Source organism: Citrobacter sp. Igbk 14 (assembly GCF_028069825.1).
Lineage (GTDB): Bacteria > Pseudomonadota > Gammaproteobacteria > Enterobacterales > Enterobacteriaceae > Citrobacter.
The window spans coordinates 1-15,315 of sequence record NZ_JANEWM010000013.1 but is presented as its reverse complement, the minus strand read 5'-3'; the positions used below and the strand labels follow the sequence as shown (position 1 = coordinate 15,315).

At 56.4% G+C, this 15,315-nt stretch carries 18 protein-coding genes and 1 pseudogene; 3 read left to right on the top strand and 16 right to left on the bottom strand.

Features of this window, described 5'->3' with window-relative positions; translation table 11 throughout:
• Positions 1-102: 102 nt before the first annotated feature.
• From NNN64_RS07225 to NNN64_RS07215, 3 genes and pseudogenes are all read left to right on the top strand, one after another.
• Positions 103-2,367 carry a hybrid sensor histidine kinase/response regulator gene (locus NNN64_RS07225; RefSeq protein WP_271440955.1) on the top strand — a complete coding sequence of 755 codons (2,265 nt, stop codon included), beginning with the start codon at positions 103-105 and terminating at the stop codon, positions 2,365-2,367.
• A gap of 69 nt (positions 2,368-2,436) precedes the next feature.
• Positions 2,437-2,766 carry a DDRRRQL repeat protein YjdP gene (yjdP, locus tag NNN64_RS07220; protein WP_271440954.1) on the top strand — a complete coding sequence of 110 codons (330 nt, stop codon included), beginning with the start codon at positions 2,437-2,439 and terminating at the stop codon, positions 2,764-2,766.
• 10 nt (positions 2,767-2,776) lie between these two features.
• Positions 2,777-2,848, top strand: a pseudogene (locus NNN64_RS07215) (HigA family addiction module antitoxin); the annotation flags it as partial.
• Positions 2,849-2,899: 51 nt separating this feature from the next.
• Here NNN64_RS07215 and phnP read toward each other — a convergent pair.
• From phnP to NNN64_RS07135, 16 genes are all read right to left on the bottom strand, one after another.
• On the bottom strand, positions 2,900-3,658 hold the full coding sequence (phnP, locus tag NNN64_RS07210; RefSeq protein WP_271440953.1) for a phosphonate metabolism protein PhnP: 759 nt from the start codon (positions 3,656-3,658) through the stop codon (positions 2,900-2,902).
• A 9-nt stretch (positions 3,659-3,667) separates the two neighbouring features.
• Positions 3,668-4,102 carry an aminoalkylphosphonate N-acetyltransferase gene (gene phnO / locus NNN64_RS07205; protein ID WP_137382893.1) on the bottom strand — a complete coding sequence of 145 codons (435 nt, stop codon included), beginning with the start codon at positions 4,100-4,102 and terminating at the stop codon, positions 3,668-3,670.
• Positions 4,089-4,643: a ribose 1,5-bisphosphokinase gene (gene phnN, locus NNN64_RS07200; RefSeq protein WP_271440952.1), complete on the bottom strand. Its 555-nt coding sequence runs from the start codon at positions 4,641-4,643 to the stop codon at positions 4,089-4,091. Before phnN ends, phnO begins: the two co-directional genes overlap by 14 nt.
• A gap of 2 nt (positions 4,644-4,645) precedes the next feature.
• Positions 4,646-5,782, bottom strand: coding sequence for an alpha-D-ribose 1-methylphosphonate 5-triphosphate diphosphatase (gene phnM, locus NNN64_RS07195; RefSeq protein ID WP_271440951.1), 1,137 nt, complete (start codon positions 5,780-5,782; stop codon positions 4,646-4,648).
• The gene (gene phnL / locus NNN64_RS07190; protein ID WP_271440950.1) at positions 5,779-6,465 is read right to left on the bottom strand and encodes a phosphonate C-P lyase system protein PhnL; all 687 of its coding nucleotides are present in this window, start codon (positions 6,463-6,465) and stop codon (positions 5,779-5,781) included. The genes phnM and phnL overlap by 4 nt, the downstream gene beginning before the upstream one ends.
• A gap of 268 nt (positions 6,466-6,733) precedes the next feature.
• The gene (phnK, locus tag NNN64_RS07185) at positions 6,734-7,492 is read right to left on the bottom strand and encodes a phosphonate C-P lyase system protein PhnK (RefSeq protein WP_271440949.1); all 759 of its coding nucleotides are present in this window, start codon (positions 7,490-7,492) and stop codon (positions 6,734-6,736) included.
• On the bottom strand, positions 7,489-8,280 hold the full coding sequence (gene phnJ, locus NNN64_RS07180) for an alpha-D-ribose 1-methylphosphonate 5-phosphate C-P-lyase PhnJ (RefSeq protein ID WP_271440983.1): 792 nt from the start codon (positions 8,278-8,280) through the stop codon (positions 7,489-7,491). The genes phnK and phnJ overlap by 4 nt, the downstream gene beginning before the upstream one ends.
• 46 nt (positions 8,281-8,326) lie before the next feature.
• Positions 8,327-9,394, bottom strand: a complete 1,068-nt coding sequence (locus NNN64_RS07175) for a carbon-phosphorus lyase complex subunit PhnI (protein ID WP_271440948.1) — start codon at positions 9,392-9,394, stop codon at positions 8,327-8,329.
• Complete coding sequence (gene phnH / locus NNN64_RS07170) at positions 9,394-9,978, bottom strand: phosphonate C-P lyase system protein PhnH (protein WP_271440947.1); 585 nt, start codon at positions 9,976-9,978, stop codon at positions 9,394-9,396. Before phnH ends, NNN64_RS07175 begins: the two co-directional genes overlap by 1 nt.
• Positions 9,975-10,427: a phosphonate C-P lyase system protein PhnG gene (gene phnG / locus NNN64_RS07165; protein WP_271440946.1), complete on the bottom strand. Its 453-nt coding sequence runs from the start codon at positions 10,425-10,427 to the stop codon at positions 9,975-9,977. Before phnG ends, phnH begins: the two co-directional genes overlap by 4 nt.
• Positions 10,428-11,153 (bottom strand): phosphonate metabolism transcriptional regulator PhnF, encoded by a 726-nt coding sequence (gene phnF / locus NNN64_RS07160; RefSeq protein WP_271440945.1) that lies wholly within the window; start codon positions 11,151-11,153, stop codon positions 10,428-10,430. It abuts the gene before it with no gap.
• Between the two features lie 20 nt (positions 11,154-11,173).
• Positions 11,174-11,953: a phosphonate ABC transporter, permease protein PhnE gene (gene phnE, locus NNN64_RS07155; protein WP_016155398.1), complete on the bottom strand. Its 780-nt coding sequence runs from the start codon at positions 11,951-11,953 to the stop codon at positions 11,174-11,176.
• Between the two features lie 104 nt (positions 11,954-12,057).
• A complete protein-coding gene (gene phnD, locus NNN64_RS07150; protein ID WP_271440944.1) occupies positions 12,058-13,074 on the bottom strand; it encodes a phosphonate ABC transporter substrate-binding protein in 1,017 nt (338 codons plus the stop codon).
• 23 nt (positions 13,075-13,097) lie between these two features.
• Positions 13,098-13,886 carry a phosphonate ABC transporter ATP-binding protein gene (phnC, locus tag NNN64_RS07145; protein WP_271440943.1) on the bottom strand — a complete coding sequence of 263 codons (789 nt, stop codon included), beginning with the start codon at positions 13,884-13,886 and terminating at the stop codon, positions 13,098-13,100.
• Between the two features lie 132 nt (positions 13,887-14,018).
• Positions 14,019-14,468, bottom strand: a complete 450-nt coding sequence (gene yjdN / locus NNN64_RS07140; RefSeq protein WP_271440942.1) for a VOC family metalloprotein YjdN — start codon at positions 14,466-14,468, stop codon at positions 14,019-14,021.
• Positions 14,469-14,607: 139 nt separating this feature from the next.
• Positions 14,608-14,943, bottom strand: coding sequence for a zinc ribbon domain-containing protein YjdM (locus NNN64_RS07135; protein WP_003031835.1), 336 nt, complete (start codon positions 14,941-14,943; stop codon positions 14,608-14,610).
• Positions 14,944-15,315: the final 372 nt, after the last annotated feature.

Sequence of the window (15,315 nt, the reverse complement as noted above, 5' to 3'; positions counted from 1 at the left end):
GCGGGGGGGCCGATATCAGCAGTCCATCACAGGAATGTAAATGCAAAATGTCAGAAGCCGTTCATATTTGTCATATTGCGATTTTTCTTCATGGAGCGTGATATGCCGCAACCGGGACGTCACTTTTTCGCCAGCGCGCGCGGGCGATTACTGTTTTTCAACCTGCTGGTGGTGGCGGTCACGTTGATGGTCAGCGGCGTAGCGGTGCTGGGTTTTCAGCATGCCAGTCAGATTCAGGAGCAGGTGCAGCAACAAACGGTTGATGACATGACCGGCAGCATGAATCTGGCGCGCGATACGGCAAATGTAGCAACGGCGGCGGTGCGGCTCTCTCAGGTGGTGGGGGCACTGGAATACAAAGGCGAAGCGGAACGTCTACAGGAGACCCAGCGGGCGCTGAAGCAGTCGCTGGAACAACTGGCCGCTGCGCCGCTGGCACAGCAGGAGCCGGGGTTGGTTGAGCGTATTATTCAACGCAGCAATGAGCTGCAAAGCAGTGTGGAAGGTATGTTGCAGCGCGGACAGCGGCGGCATCTGGAGCGTAACGCGCTACTCAGTTCGCTGTATCAGAATCAAAGCTACTTACGCCATCTGCAAAAGTTGACTGACGCACAGGATGACGCGCTGCTGGATCAAATGGATCGTTTAATTATGGCCGCCATTGAAACACCTACGCCGCGATCGGTGGTCAAACAACTGGACGGCGTGATGCCTGCGCTGCCTCTGCAAGCCAGTAACCTGCTGATTAGCCGTATTCTCAATGATTTCAATCAGGAACTGCATAAGCTGGAGCCGCTTTCTGCCGCCCTGGAACAAAGCGATCTGGCGATCAACTGGTATATGTTTCATATCAAAGCGCTGGTCGCGATCCTCAACAGTGATATCAACCAGTATGCTTCGCAGGTGGCGTTAATCTCCGAACAGCGGGTGGCGCAAAGCCACCAGGAGCTGCAATCCGGCGCGTTGTTTATTCTGGTCTTTGCGCTGCTGGCGGTGGTGATCACCGGTTTTGCTGGCTGGTATATCTACCGCAATCTTGGCTCCAACCTGACCGCCATTTCGCGAGCGATGACCCGACTGGCGCACGGTGAATCGGACGTCAGCGTCCCGGCTCTACAACGCCGCGATGAGCTGGGCGAACTGGCGCGTGCCTTTAGTGTATTCGCCCGTAATACGGCGTCGCTGGAGCACACCACCCGCTTGCTAAAAGAAAAAACCAGCCAGATGGAAATCGACCGCACCGAGCGCCAGGGGCTGGAAGAAGCGCTGCTACACAGCCAAAAGCTGAAAGCGGTAGGGCAACTGACGGGGGGGCTGGCGCATGATTTCAATAACTTGCTGGCGGTGATTATCGGCAGTCTGGATCTGGTGAATCCGGATTCTCCCGATGCACCGCGGATTCATCGGGCGCTAAAAGCGGCTGAACGTGGGGCGCTGCTGACCCAGCGGCTGCTGGCCTTTTCACGCAAACAGTCTTTGCATCCGCACGCGGTAGAGCTGAAAACGCTGCTGGAAAACCTGGGAGAGTTGATGCGTCATTCGCTACCTGCCACATTGACCCTTGAAATCGAGGCCCAATCCCCCGCCTGGCCGGCGTGGATTGACGTCAGCCAGTTGGAAAACGCCATTATCAATCTGGTGATGAACGCCCGTGATGCGATGGATGGGCAGGCCGGTATAATTAAGATCCGTTCGTGGAATCAGCGCGTTACGCGTAGCGATGGCCGCAAGCAGGACATGGTGATGCTGGAAGTGGCTGACCAGGGCAGTGGCATGTCACAGGAAATTAAGGCACAGGTCTTCGAACCGTTCTTCACGACCAAACAAACCGGTAGTGGGAGTGGGCTGGGGCTGTCGATGGTGTACGGCTTTGTGCGTCAATCTGGCGGTCGCGTAGAGATCGAAAGCGCGCCGGGGCAGGGAACCACCGTCAGATTACAGCTTCCTCGTGCCGTTGTGCCAGTGCAAGTTCCGGTCGAACCGATAGCAGAGCATCCTGCGACCCGCGGTGAGAAGCTGGTTCTGGTGCTTGAAGATGAGGCCGATGTGCGTCAGACGTTGTGCGAACAGCTACACCTTTTGGGCTACCTGACGCTCGAAGCCGCTAACGGTGAACAGGCAATGCATATGCTGGCGGCTTCAGCAGAGATTGATATTCTTGTCAGTGACTTAATGTTGCCAGGCGGATTGAGTGGTGCGGATGTGGTCAATCATGCCCTGAAGCATTATCCCCAACTGAATATTCTGCTGATTAGCGGCCAGGATTTACGCCCGGCGCATAATCCGGCACTGCCGGATGTGGCGCTATTGCGTAAACCGTTTACCCGAGGGGAGCTGGCCCAGGCGCTGCGACGCGCACGTAATTGAGATTCCTCCGCTACTCGCGTCAAAGCACTTTGATTACCGTGGAGCCAGTTTCTTTATGAGGCTGGTTTTATGAAACGCTCCCCGACGCTCTTTTTATTCAGTTTGTTGATGTTGACGACGATTTCGGCGCATGCAGACATTATTGATGACGCCATTGGCAATATTCAACGCGTCGTCAGCGATGCTTATAATCCGGATAACAATCGGGATTATGACGACTCACGTGATGATGGCTGGCAGCGTCAGATGAGTGACGATCGCCGCAGGCAGTACGACAATCGTCGTCGCCAGTTCGAAGACCGCCGTCGTCAGTTAGACGACCGCCAGCGGCAGCTCGATCAGGAACGTCGACAGTTAGAAGACGAAGAACGCAGGATGGAAGAGGACTACGATCGTTAGCTGTAACGATATGAAACAGGCATCCAGAAAACCAACGACTGTGGGTGATATCCTGCAATATGAATACCTGGAACCGCTTAACCATCTGTTTGTAGGCCGGATAAGATGTTTTCATCGCATCCGGCAAATTTCCTTACTCCAGCACAATCTCCATTCCGTCATACCCGGCTTCAAACCCTGCCGGTAGTGGATTTTCCATCATCCACAGGTCGAACTGATGGCTGATGTGCGTCAGGATCACCCGTGGGCAGCGGATAACCTCGTTTAGGGCGATGACGGTATTTACATCGCTGTGATTGCGAGGCGGCTCGGCGCGTGGGGCATGGCTGCAATCGATGATAATCACTTGCGGCTGGTTATTGTGCAGAAACTTCAGCGTCTTGTCGGGAAGCCCGGCGGTATCGGAGAGCCACGCCACGCGGCTGTGCGCGGTTTCCAGCAGATAGCCGAACGTCAGCTTCGAGTGGTTGAGCGGTAAAGGGGTCACCTGCAATCCCTGTAAATCGAACACCACAAACGGCGCGACGGTCTGGCTAAAATCCAGAATGCCGGGGTGCTTAAACAGATCGTCGCAGCCCTGTTCATCCGGTGGGCCGTACACCGGGATTGTTTTTCCCACTCCCCAGCGCAGCGGAAACAGTCCCTGTACATGATCCATATGATAGTGAGTGAGCAGGAACTGCTGGAAACTGCCTGCCGGCCAGTCGTCCATCAGATGGGGGATCCCTGCATCCAGGAGCGTCACCGCGTCGTTGAATTTGACCACGCCACTGCAGGGGCGTCGGCGGTATTGCGCCTGTAAACGTGCTCGTTGGCAAGCGGCACAGTTGCAGCCAAAAGCCGGTACCAACTGTGCGCCGCCGGTTCCTGTAAGCGTAATGGTCAGACTCATCGCATCCCCCTACAACGGCTTGGTAAAGCGAAAATGGCTCTGCGTATAACCTTCGCGGCGGTAAAAACGATGCGCATCAAGGCGCTGCGTGCTGGTGGAAAGCTCGGTCATTTCCGCCCCCGCTTCGCGCGCGGTGGCTTCGGCCCAGGCCAGCAACTGGCTGCCTACCTTCAACCCCCGAGCCTGTGGCATCACCACCAGTTCCTGAATCTCACCAATCCAGTTAGCGTGGTGCAGGTGAAACTGCAAATGCAGACCGATCAATCCGATAACCTGTCCGTCAAGCAGCGCCAGTTGGTAGTGCATATTGGGGTCTTGCAGATTGGCTATATACCCGGTGCTAAAGGCCTGGTGGTCGAATTTACCCTGCTTCAGTTCGCAGACCAGCGCGTAAACCGCATCGGTGTCATACAGCGTAGCGCGGCGTAATTCACAGACAGACATGTTTCTTCTCCTTGCGTCCCATCAGGGTGAGCAGTGTATCGACTGACTGTAGCAAACTTCCATCGTTATTGAGGACGTGGCAGTCGTAAGGCGCGTAGCGGGCCGCGCGTTCAAGGCGGGCAGCGATTTCCGTTTCGCTTTCCCGTCCGCGTGCCTGCAGACGTTGGCGTAAAATCGCCGGAGAAACCTGTAAGCAGATAGGCATTAAAGCCGTGCCATAGCGTGATTGCGCCTGCGGCAGATGGGCGCGTGAACCGTTGACCACCACATCAAAACCGGCATGCAGCCAGAGATCAATCTCCACGCCGACGCCGTAGTACAAACCGTTGGCATGCCAGCTTAGCGCCAGCAGGTTTTGCCCGGCACGGGTAAAAAACTCTTGTTCGCTGAGGGCGATGTGGTTTTCATTCCCGGCATTGGCCGCCCGGGTGATGTAACGATGTGCCACCAGCAATTGTGCCGGTTCCTGTAGGCGGAGTTCCGCCAGCAGACTGTCCTTTCCGGAGCCGGATGGCCCCATCAGCCAGATCAGTTTACCCATAGTCAGAATACCCTTTTGCCCTGACGCCAGACGTGGTCGATATGGATGTTGCCGCCTTTGCGGTGTGCCAGCACCAGGTCTGCACGTTTTCCTTCGGCAACCACGCCACGGTCGTCAAGATTCAACGCCCGTGCGGGATTACGGGTCACCAGACGAATAGCCTGTGGAAGTGTAAAACGGTTGGTATCGTCATCCGCGACACGAAATGCTGCGTCGAGCAGACTGGCGGGGTAGTAATCGGAAGAGAGGATATCCAGTAGCCCCAGTTCGGCCAGCTTATGGGCCGCTACGTTGCCGGAGTGCGAACCGCCTCGCACGATATTCGGCGCGCCCATCAGCACGTTCATACCATGCTGGCGTGAGGCTTCGGCAGCTTCGAAAGTCGTGGGAAATTCGGCGATCACGCTGCCAAGTTGATGCGATTCAAGGACATGATCATGAGTGGCGTCATCGTGGCTCGCCAGTGCAATCTGCCGTTCACGACACATCTGCGCGATGGCGGTGCGGTTGGGTTGTGACCAGCGTGCCGCCAGGGCGAGTTGCTCTTCTTCATAGCGGGCCATCTGCTCGTCGGTCAGCGAATACTTGCCCTGATAGTACTCGCGGTACTTTTCACGGTTGGCGAACTGACGCTGGCCCGGTGAGTGATCCATCAACGACACCAGCGTCACCGGCTCACGACCAACCAGCTTTTCAAACAGCGGCAGGGTGGTGTGGTGCGGCAGCTCACAGCGCAGATGCAGACGGTGTTCGGCACGGTTGACACCGCGCTTTTGCGTCTCTTCCACCGCATTGATCATTTTTTCCAGGTTTTCCAGACGGTCGCCACCGTCTCGCACATCGCCAATCGCCACCGCGTCCAGTACGGTGGTAATACCGCTGGCAACCATTAAAGCATCGTGGCTGCTCATCGCTGAGTGGGCAGGCCAGTCTACTTTTGGGCGTGGGGTAAAGAACTTGTCGAGGTTATCGGTATGCAGTTCAATAAGCCCCGGCAGCAGCCAGCCGCCTTCACCGTCCAGCGCTTCAGGCAAGCTGCTCTGGCTTTCGGCAAAAGTGCGAATAACCCCGCCTCCAATCTCCAGCGATCCTTGCACCACTTCATCTTCCAGCACCAGCTTTACATTGTTGATAATCATGCTGTTGTTCCCATCAGGTGCAGACGATCCGCGACGCGGTCACGCACGGTTTGATCGTGAAAAATGCCGACAATTGCCGCGCCGCGGGCTTTTGCTTCTTCAATCAGCGCCACCACGGCGGCGCTGTTTTTGGCGTCCAGCGAGGCGGTAGGCTCATCGAGCAGCAGAATGGGGTAATCGACAATAAACCCACGGGCGATGTTGACGCGTTGCTGTTCGCCGCCGGAAAAGGTTGATGGCGCGAGATGCCATAAGCGCTCAGGAACATTCAGGCGGGTGAGCAGGCTTGCGGCTTTGGCGGCACATTCCTCACGAGATACGCCCAGATCCAGCAGTGGCTGCATCACCACATCCAGCGCGGAAATTCGAGGGATCACGCGCAGGAACTGACTTACCCAGCCGATAGTTGAACGACGGACCTCCAGCACTTTACGGGCCGGAGCCTGCACCAGATCCACCCATTCGCCGCTATGGCGAATATGGATATGCCCTTCATCTGGCAGGTAGTTGGCATACAGCGAACGTAGCAGCGTCGATTTACCGCTGCCGGAATGGCCGTGCAGCACGACGCATTCGCCGTTTTTAACGTCCAGAGTCGCGTTTTGCAGCACCGGCAGACGCACGCCGTTTTGCTGGTGGAGCACGAAGGTTTTACTGACATTTTCAACGCGGATCGCGTTCATTTTTAGCCTCTTTAAACATTTGTGCGTTCGATTGCCTGATGGCGCTGCGCTTATCAGGCCTACAACCAATGCCGCTCCGTAGGCCGGATAAGGCGCAGCCGCCATCCGGCACAACCAATGCCGCCCCGTAGGCCGGATAAGGCGCAGCCGCCATCCGGCACAAGCGATGCCGCTCCGTAGGCCGGATAAGGCGCAGCCGCCATCCGGCACAAGCGATGCCGCTCCGTAGGCCGGATAAGGCGTAGCCGCCATCCGGCACAACAAAAAATCAGTTCTGCAACACCGACGACACCAGCAACTGGGTATACGGATGATGCGGATCGTCGAGCACGCGATCGGTTAACCCACTTTCCACCACCTGGCCCTGTTTCATCACCAGCAAACGGTCTGCCAGCAGACGTGCCACGCCCAAATCATGGGTGACAATCACCACTGCCAGATCCAGTTCCACCACCAGGCCACGCAGCAGGTCGAGCAGCTTGGCCTGTACCGAGACGTCCAGGCCGCCGGTCGGTTCGTCCATAAACACCAGTTTGGGATGGGTGACGAGGTTGCGGGCGATCTGTAAACGCTGCTGCATGCCGCCGGAAAAGGTGGTCGGCAGGTCGTCGATACGTGAGGCGGGGATTTCCACCTCTTCCAGCCAGCGCTGGGCGGTGGCGCGGATGTCGCCGTAGTGGCGAGCCCCGGTGGCCATCAGGCGTTCACCAATATTACCGCCAGCGGAAACCTGGCGGCGCAGGCCGTCCATCGGATGCTGGTGCACTACGCCCCATTCCGTGCGCAGCAGGCGGCGACGATCGGCTTTGTTCATGCCGTATAGCGAACGGTTCTGATATAAGATCTCACCGTTTTGTGGCGTCAGCCGTGAAGAGATAGATTTTAGCAGCGTAGTTTTACCGGAACCGGATTCCCCAACGATGCCCAGCACTTCGCCAGGCCACAGGTCAAAAGAGACATCGCTGAAGCCTTTGCCCGGCGCGTAGAGATGGGTCAGGTTGTTGACTGAAAGCAGCGGTTGCGTCATTGGCTGAGGGCCTCGCTCTGTTGGCGGCAGTAGTCGGTGTCGGAGCAGACAAACATGCGTTTGCCGCTGTCATCGAGCACCACTTCGTCGAGATAGCTATGGGTTGATCCGCAGATGGCGCAAGGTTCATCCCAGCTCTGCACGGTAAACGGGTGATCGTCGAAATCGAGGCTTTCCACCCGTGTATACGGTGGTACGGCATAGATACGTTTTTCGCGGCCTGCACCGAACAATTGCAGGGCAGGCATCATGTCCATCTTCGGGTTGTCGAATTTCGGGATGGGCGACGGGTCCATCACGTAGCGGCTGTTAACCTTCACTGGATAGGCGTAGGTGGTGGCGATATGGCCGAAGCGGGCGATATCTTCATACAGTTTTACCTGCATGATGCCGTACTCTTCCAGTGCATGCATGGTGCGGGTTTCCGTTTCGCGCGGTTCGATAAAGCGCAGCGGCTCGGGGATTGGCACCTGGAAGATGATTATCTGATCTTCCACCAGCGGCGTCTCCGGAATGCGGTGGCGGGTCTGAATTAGCGTGGCGTCTTCTGTACGTTCGGTGGTGTTAACGCCGGTTACGCGCTTGAAGAAGTTGCGGATCGACACAGCGTTGGTGGTGTCATCCGCCCCCTGGTCAATCACTTTCAGTACATCCGGCTCGCCAATCACACTGGCGGTAAGCTGAATGCCGCCCGTACCCCAGCCGTACGGCATTGGCATTTCGCGTCCGCCAAACGGTACCTGATAACCGGGGATGGCCACCGCTTTCAAAATTGCGCGACGGATCATGCGTTTGGTCTGCTCATCAAGATAAGCAAAGTTGTAGCCGGAGAGGTTAGTGGTCACGGTCGGCCTCCTGTTGCAGGCGTTTAAGCAGTTCCAGTTCGGCCTGGAAATCGACGTAATGGGGGAGCTTGAGGTGCGAAACAAAACCCGCCGCCTCGACGTTATCCGCATGCGCCAGTACGAATTCTTCGTCCTGCGCCGGTCCCGTGACCGTTTCATCGTATTCGGCTGCCTGTAGGGCGCGGTCCACCAGCGCCATCGCCATCGCTTTACGTTCGCTCATGCCGAACACCAGCCCGTAACCGCGGGTAAAATGGGGCGCGTCGTTTTCCGGCGCGACAAAGCCGTTAACCATTTCACATTCAGTCATTAGAAGCTCGCCGACGTTTACCGCAAACCCCAGCTCTTCCGGCACGGTTTCCAGCGCTACGTACCCGCTGCGGATTTCGGCGGCAAACGGGTGGTTGCGCCCGTAGCCACGCTGAGTGGAGTAGGCCAGCGCCAGCAGATAGCCTTCGTCGCCGCGCATCAGCTGTTGCAGTCGCGAAGCGCGTGAGCAGGGATAAACGGGGGGGGTGCGGGTGATATCGTCAGGCGTCGTGCCGCTATCCTCTTCACGTTTTGCCAGTCCTTGATTTGCCAGCAGAGAAAAGACGTGCGGAGAGGCGTCCTGCGTATTTTCCGCGCTGCGCAGCGGTGGCGTTTCCCCGTTGGCCAGCAAGGTAAAATCCAGCAGGCGATGGGTGTAGTCATAGGTTGGACCCAACAGTTGCCCACCGGGAATATCCTTGTAGACGGCAGAAATTCGGCGTTCAAGGCGCATTTCTGCGCTGTTAATCGGTTCGCTAACCGTCAGCTTTGGCAGTGTGGTGCGATAGGCGCGTAGCAGAAAGATGGCTTCGACGTTATCGCCGCTGGCCTGTTTTAGCGACAGTGCCGCCAGCTCGCGGTCGGCAATGCCGCCTTCGGTCATCACCCGGTCGACGGCCAGGTTCATCTGTTGTTCGATTTGCGCCACGCTCAGTTCAGCAATGCTCTCATCGCCCCGGCGTCGACTTTCCTGCAGGGCATGGGCGTTGGCTATCGCCTTTTCGCCCCCTTTGACGGCGACATACATCAGCACACCTCCACATGAGTGGTTCGCGGAATAGCCAGCAGTCGTTCACCGCAGGTAAGGATCAGATCGACCCCCAGCGGGAACGGATGTGGGCGCTCGGTAAGTTCGTGAATCAGGCATTCCGGCAGTTGTGGCGCGATCATGCGTTCTTCGGCAATGCCCGCTCCGGTCAGACGCAGCATGCGTCCGCCGCTTAAGCCTGCAACCTGTACAATCAATGTGGCACTGGTCTCTGGGGCCACAGCAGAACCCGCGGAGAGGGCATTCAGCTGTTCGCTGCTGATGCGTTCGTCGGCGACAGCAAAGGCGGCCTGTTGCGGCTGGTCCACCAGCGGCGCGTTGGTGTGAAAACGCAGGTTCTGCCGGGCGATATCGTTATCTATCGAGGGTGCCAGCCAGACAGGCGTGTCGCCATCGACCAGCGTCAGCAGCACGCTGGTGGTGGCCAGACCCAGCGGCTGCCAGCCGTGTTTCAGTTGATGCAGGGCGACGATTACACCCGGCTCGCTCATGGCCTTCAGCAGACGACGAAAGCTCTGTTGGGCATCCTGAACAGGTAAATTAAAGGCGGTTTGTAAGGTCATGCGTTATCTCCGCGTACCAGCGTGAAGAAGTCGACCCGGCTGGCGTTGACTTCGGCACGGCGTGCGCTAATCAGCGCTTCGCGTTCCGCTTCCAGCGGGGCAATTAAGGTTTCCATTAGGTTCTGGAAATGCGTCTGTTCCTGCAGCAATGCGTCAATTACCGCGCACTGCTCGGCGTGTTGTTTATTGCGACCGAGCAGGTAGCTGTAGCCCAGCGCGCCGCTCTTCAGGCGAATAACCGCGCGGGTGAGCGTGGTGTCGCCAGCAAAGAAGCGATTACCGGTGCCGCCCATGCGGGCCTGGATCTGCATCAGTCCGCTTTCCGGGGCGCGGATAAGCTCATAGTCCGGCGTCAGTTTGAGCGCCTTGATACGCGCATTCAGGGCATCGGCATTGCTGTAAGCCAGCGCGCGCATCCAACGCTGGCGAGTGGCGGTATCGAAATGCATTCAGTGCTCCATGGTGAATTCGATCATGTCGGCGCGGGTCAGGCTGACGGAATATTCCGCGGCCTGTTCTTCGCCTTCACGGTGGTTCAGGGTGCGCACGCACAGCAGCGGCGCCATGTTGGGGATTTCCAGCACTTTGCTCTCTTTAGCCTGTGCGCGGCGGGCGCTGATACGCGTTTGCGTGCGTAGCAGCGTCAGGCCCGACCGTTCGCGCAGGTAGTCGTGCAGTGAGCCGTGGTTAAAGCCTTGTAATAGCGGCCAGAGAGTAAGGTCGGAAAAATAGTGGTCGATTTGGCACAGGGCGATGCCGTTGACCCGGCGCAGGGTGCGCAAATGAATGACGTTATCGCCCTCGTTAATACTCAGCGCATCAGCAATGTGGCTGGAAGCCGGACGCAGTACCGCCAGCAGTTTTTCGCTGGTGGGGTGGCTGCCCTGGTCCAGTAGGTTCTGGCTGAAGCGCGCCTGGGCATTCAACGGGTAGTCGAACGGGCGCATCAGCACCAGCACGCCCACGCCCTGACGACGTTGAACCCAACCACGCTCAACCAACTGGTCAATGGCGCGGCGTAGGGTGTGGCGGTTTACCTCGTAACGCGCGGCCAGTTGATGCTCGGCGGGCAGGTAATCACCGCAGCGATAATGTTGACGAAGCTCCTGCTCAAGTCTCGCGGCAATTTCCTGATAACGCGTTGGATAACTGGTCGGATGTGTAGACAAGTGCATAGCAATCAATGCCTCGCTAGTCAGATAAAGTGCTTACGCAAACGCTGGGAGAGGAAATCCAGCAGACTGACGGTGACGATGATTAACACCATCAGGGCGCAGGTTTGCTGGAACTGGAAGCCGCGAATCGCTTCCCATAAGGTCACGCCGATACCACCGGCTCCCACCATCCCGACCACCGTTGCCGAACGAACGTTGGACTCAAAGCGATACAGCGAGTAGGAGATGAGCAGCGGCATGACCTGTGGCAGAACGCCGTAAAGAATCTCTTCAATCTTGTTGGCTCCGGTGGCGCGAATACCTTCTACCGGACCGGGTTCAATGGCCTCTACCGCTTCGGAAAGCAGCTTGGAGAGCACCCCGGTGGTGTGGATAAACAGCGCCATTACCCCGGCGAACGGACCCAAACCAACGGCGACGACAAACAACATGGCGAAGACCATTTCGTTGATGGCGCGACAGGCATCCATCAGGCGACGCATCGGCTGGTAAATCCACCACGGCACGAGGTTATCGGCGCACATCAGACCGAACGGAATCGACAGCACCACGGCGAGGGCGGTACCCCAGACGGCGATTTGTAGCGTGACGGCCATTTCACCGAGATAGTCCTGCCACTGGCTGAAGTCAGGTGGGAAGAAGTCGGCAGCGAAGGTTGCCATATTGCCGGAATCCTGGATCAGCGTGAGCGGGGCCATTTCGGCACCTTTCCACGAGACCACCAGCACGGCGAGAAGAATGGCCCAGCTCAGCAGCGAGAACCAGCTACGCTTGGGCGGGGCGACGGTGATGGTTTGCATATTTAGCTCCGTGCGTCGGTTATTGCCGGATGGCGGCGCTTGCGCCTTATCCGGCCTACGATGTCCTGTAGGCCCGGTAAGCGAAGCGCCACCGGGCATCAGGGTTACTGCACCGCTTTGGTCACGCTGGTCATGGCACCCAGCGCGGCGGTCAGGCGGTCGAGATCATCAAGCTGTGCTTTCAGTGCCGACGTTTTGCTGGTTTTTTCTTCTGCATTCAGGCCTTTGTTGTCCTGCACGCCCTGCATCTCTTTAAACAGCGCGAGTTGGCGAATCGGGACCAGTTGCAGATCGCTGGAGGCGCGGAACGGTGCCCAACCCAGGCGTTCCAGGACGGTTTTCTGCTCCGGCGTTTTGCCGTAGTTCATGAAGAAGTCGTACACCTTGTCCTTGGTGGTTTCAGAGAGGTTCTTACGCCAGACGATCGGATCGCCTGGGATCAGCGGTGACTTCCAGATAACCTTCAATTCTTTCAGCTTGTCCGGTGCGGAGGTTTTCAGCTTGTCGAGGTTTTCGGTGTTGTTGGTAGCCACATCCACCTGTTTGTTGGCGACGGCCAGGGCGTTGGTTTCGTGTCCGGCATTGACGGTGCGTTTGAAGTCGGTGGCGGAGATGTTGTTTTTCGCGAAGACGTAGTAACCAGGGACGAGGTAGCCTGAAGTGGAGTTGGGATCGCCGTTGCCGAAGGTCAGATCCTTACGTTTGGCGATCAGATCGTTCAGGTTGTTGATCGGGCTGTCCTTGTTAACGATCAGTACGCTCCAGTACCCCGGAGAGCCGTCCGCAGCGACGGTCTGGGCAAAGACCTGTCCGTTGGCGCGATCCACCGCTTCCATTGCTGAGAGGTTGCCGTACCAGGCGATATCGACTTTGTTAAAGCGCATTCCCTGGATGATCCCGGCGTAGTCCGGCGCAAAGAAGGCGTTCACTTTTACGCCCAGTGATTTTTCCATATCTTTCAGGAACGGTTCCCACTGCGGCTTCAGGTTTTGCTGTGATTCAGTCGAAATAATGCCAAAGTTCAGCGCTTTTTCTTGCTCTTCGGCAAATGCTGGATTCAGCAGAGTACTGACGCTAAACATGCTGGTGAAAGCCAGCGCGGCAACTGTCTTATAGCTCATTTCCATTCCTCATTGTGGGGATGTCAGGCAGCCTGCGCGTTCTGTTCGACGCGGTTCATGCTGCGGTAGAGATGATCAAAACGATCGTTATCGAAGTGCTGACTGCTGCCATCAAAGAAGACGTTCCCCTGACGCAGCGCGACAATGCGTTCGCAGTAGCGCAGGGCGTAATCCACCTGATGCAGCGTGACGACCACGGTAATACCGTCGGTCTGGTTAATGTCGCGCAGGGTGTCCATCACGATGCGCGCCGATTCCGGGTCCAGCGAGGCAATAGGTTCATCGGCGAGGATCACTTTTGCCTGTTGCATCAGTGCACGGGCGATTGCGACGCGCTGCTGTTGCCCGCCGGAGAGCGTGGAAACGCGCTGATAAGCAAAGTGCGCCATACCCACGCGGGTCAGCGCCTGTAACGCGCGTTGTTTCTGCTCTGGCGTAAACCAGCTAAAACAGGTGCGCCAGAATGGCGTGCTGCCGAGCGCGCCAATCAGCACGTTCTCCAGTACGCTCAGTCGGTTCACCAGATTGAACTGCTGGAAGATGTAGCCGGTGTGGGCACGGCTTTTGCGGATGTCACGCGCCAGTCGGCCTTCATGTTGAACGGTACGGCCTAATAGCTCGACGTGACTGCCCGGCGATTTATCACCCGTAATCAAACCGCTTAGATGACGTAAAAGGGTGGATTTGCCGGAGCCGGATGGCCCAAGCAGAGCCACCATCTCACCGGCACAGATATTCAGGTCAACTGCATTAAGCGCCTGATGTTGATTGAAGGATTTGGAGAGTTTCTCGACGCGAATAACCGTTTGCATGATGCGGCCTCCCTAAAAAAGTGGCCCCATCGTGGCGGATTAATGTGACGTTTTCGTTAAAGGAAGGTTACTTGGCGATGAAGAGTTGAGCGATATTTGATGACAGTCCGGGAGGACGAGCCTCCCGTTACATCACTCGGTAGGGGGTTGCTGTTGTTTGACGACGTTGATCATCCACGGCACGCCGTACTGGTCGGTTACTTTACCGAAACCATGTGCCCAGAAGGTCTCTTGCCAGTCCATTTCGATTTGTCCTTTTGCGGCCAGGTTATCAAACCAGCGCTTCCCTTCATCGACATTTTGCGTGTCAAGAACCAGCGTGAAGCCGGAGTAGTGGGCTTTTCCGGTGGCGACGCTATCGCTCATCATAATGTCGCTGCCCGCAATGCGTAGGTTGGCATGGGCGATGGCGGTTTCGGGGAATGTCATTCCAGAAGGGCAACCTTCTTCGCTGTCCTGCGCCGATTTGGGCATTTCACCGAAGTTGATTTTGTAGAGCAGTTCGGCACCTAACGTCTGTTGATAATAGGCGATGGCGTCAGCGCAGTTGCCTGCAAAGGAGATGTAGGGACTTAACGGCATAATTTTTACCTCAGGTAAAAGAAGCCAGTTAAGTGTAGATGTCGTGTGCAAAAACAAACCAGGCGGGAAGTATGGGTTTCCCGCCTGACAAATGAGCTGGAGCAGGCCTGATAAGCGTAGCGCCATCAGGCCAGTTAAATCAGTTCTTTTTCACAAACTCAGATTTCAGCTTCATTGGGCCAAAGCCATCAATTTTGCAATCGATGTTGTGGTCGCCTTCAACCAGGCGGATATTCTTCACTTTGGTACCGATCTTCAGCATGGAAGAGCTACCTTTTACCTTCAGATCTTTTACTACAGTAACGCTGTCGCCATCGGCGAGCAGGTTGCCGTTAGCATCTTTAACGATCAGTTCGTCGCTGTCCTGAGCGGGTTCAGCGTCGTTCCATTCGTGAGCGCATTCCGGGCAGATGAACATGCCGTTATCTTCGTAAGTGTATTCGGAGTTGCATTGTGGGCAGTGTGGTAATGACATGTGGATTTCCTCAAAAGTCAGCAGGGGCAAAAGCGCCCAAAAGTTGGCAGATTGCCGAAAAAGGCCGCAATTATACATAAAATCCCTGCTTTTGTCGGGGCTACAGGCCAATTATGCGCAACTATCTGTTGTGGCGTCAGGTTGCTTTCACGTCTATGAAAACCAGAAGGAATATTTTTTAAGGGAAATTGCTACGTTTAGTTATTTAAGATAAGGTGAGGCGAAACACCCGATATTCATAGGTAGCATGGCTTACAGACTAGCTAAGTCATTGTGAGTGAATACTTTGTGACCCCCTTAATTTTGGTAGGGGAATTAAGCTGGCATTGTTTAAAACTGAACTACTCTGTTTATCTTTCTTACTTAATATAG

What these genes read in the sequence shown, in the direction of transcription:
- NNN64_RS07175 (WP_271440948.1), bottom strand. Translation starts at nt 9,394, where the DNA reads ATGTATGTCGCCGTCAAAGGGGGCGAAAAGGCGATAGCCAACGCCCAT.
- NNN64_RS07135 (WP_003031835.1), bottom strand. Translation starts at nt 14,943, where the DNA reads ATGTCATTACCACACTGCCCACAATGCAACTCCGAATACACTTACGAA.
- phnN (WP_271440952.1), bottom strand. Translation starts at nt 4,643, where the DNA reads ATGGGTAAACTGATCTGGCTGATGGGGCCATCCGGCTCCGGAAAGGAC.
- phnL (WP_271440950.1), bottom strand. Translation starts at nt 6,465, where the DNA reads ATGAACGCGATCCGCGTTGAAAATGTCAGTAAAACCTTCGTGCTCCAC.
- phnC (WP_271440943.1), bottom strand. Translation starts at nt 13,886, where the DNA reads ATGCAAACGGTTATTCGCGTCGAGAAACTCTCCAAATCCTTCAATCAA.
- phnF (WP_271440945.1), bottom strand. Translation starts at nt 11,153, where the DNA reads ATGCACTTGTCTACACATCCGACCAGTTATCCAACGCGTTATCAGGAA.
- phnD (WP_271440944.1), bottom strand. Translation starts at nt 13,074, where the DNA reads ATGAGCTATAAGACAGTTGCCGCGCTGGCTTTCACCAGCATGTTTAGC.
- phnJ (WP_271440983.1), bottom strand. Translation starts at nt 8,280, where the DNA reads ATGATCCGTCGCGCAATTTTGAAAGCGGTGGCCATCCCCGGTTATCAG.
- phnG (WP_271440946.1), bottom strand. Translation starts at nt 10,427, where the DNA reads ATGCATTTCGATACCGCCACTCGCCAGCGTTGGATGCGCGCGCTGGCT.
- phnM (WP_271440951.1), bottom strand. Translation starts at nt 5,782, where the DNA reads ATGATTATCAACAATGTAAAGCTGGTGCTGGAAGATGAAGTGGTGCAA.
- phnO (WP_137382893.1), bottom strand. Translation starts at nt 4,102, where the DNA reads ATGTCTGTCTGTGAATTACGCCGCGCTACGCTGTATGACACCGATGCG.
- yjdN (WP_271440942.1), bottom strand. Translation starts at nt 14,468, where the DNA reads ATGCCGTTAAGTCCCTACATCTCCTTTGCAGGCAACTGCGCTGACGCC.
- phnK (WP_271440949.1), bottom strand. Translation starts at nt 7,492, where the DNA reads ATGACGCAACCGCTGCTTTCAGTCAACAACCTGACCCATCTCTACGCG.
- phnE (WP_016155398.1), bottom strand. Translation starts at nt 11,953, where the DNA reads ATGCAAACCATCACCGTCGCCCCGCCCAAGCGTAGCTGGTTCTCGCTG.
- phnP (WP_271440953.1), bottom strand. Translation starts at nt 3,658, where the DNA reads ATGAGTCTGACCATTACGCTTACAGGAACCGGCGGCGCACAGTTGGTA.
- NNN64_RS07225 (WP_271440955.1), top strand. Translation starts at nt 103, where the DNA reads ATGCCGCAACCGGGACGTCACTTTTTCGCCAGCGCGCGCGGGCGATTA.
- yjdP (WP_271440954.1), top strand. Translation starts at nt 2,437, where the DNA reads ATGAAACGCTCCCCGACGCTCTTTTTATTCAGTTTGTTGATGTTGACG.
- phnH (WP_271440947.1), bottom strand. Translation starts at nt 9,978, where the DNA reads ATGACCTTACAAACCGCCTTTAATTTACCTGTTCAGGATGCCCAACAG.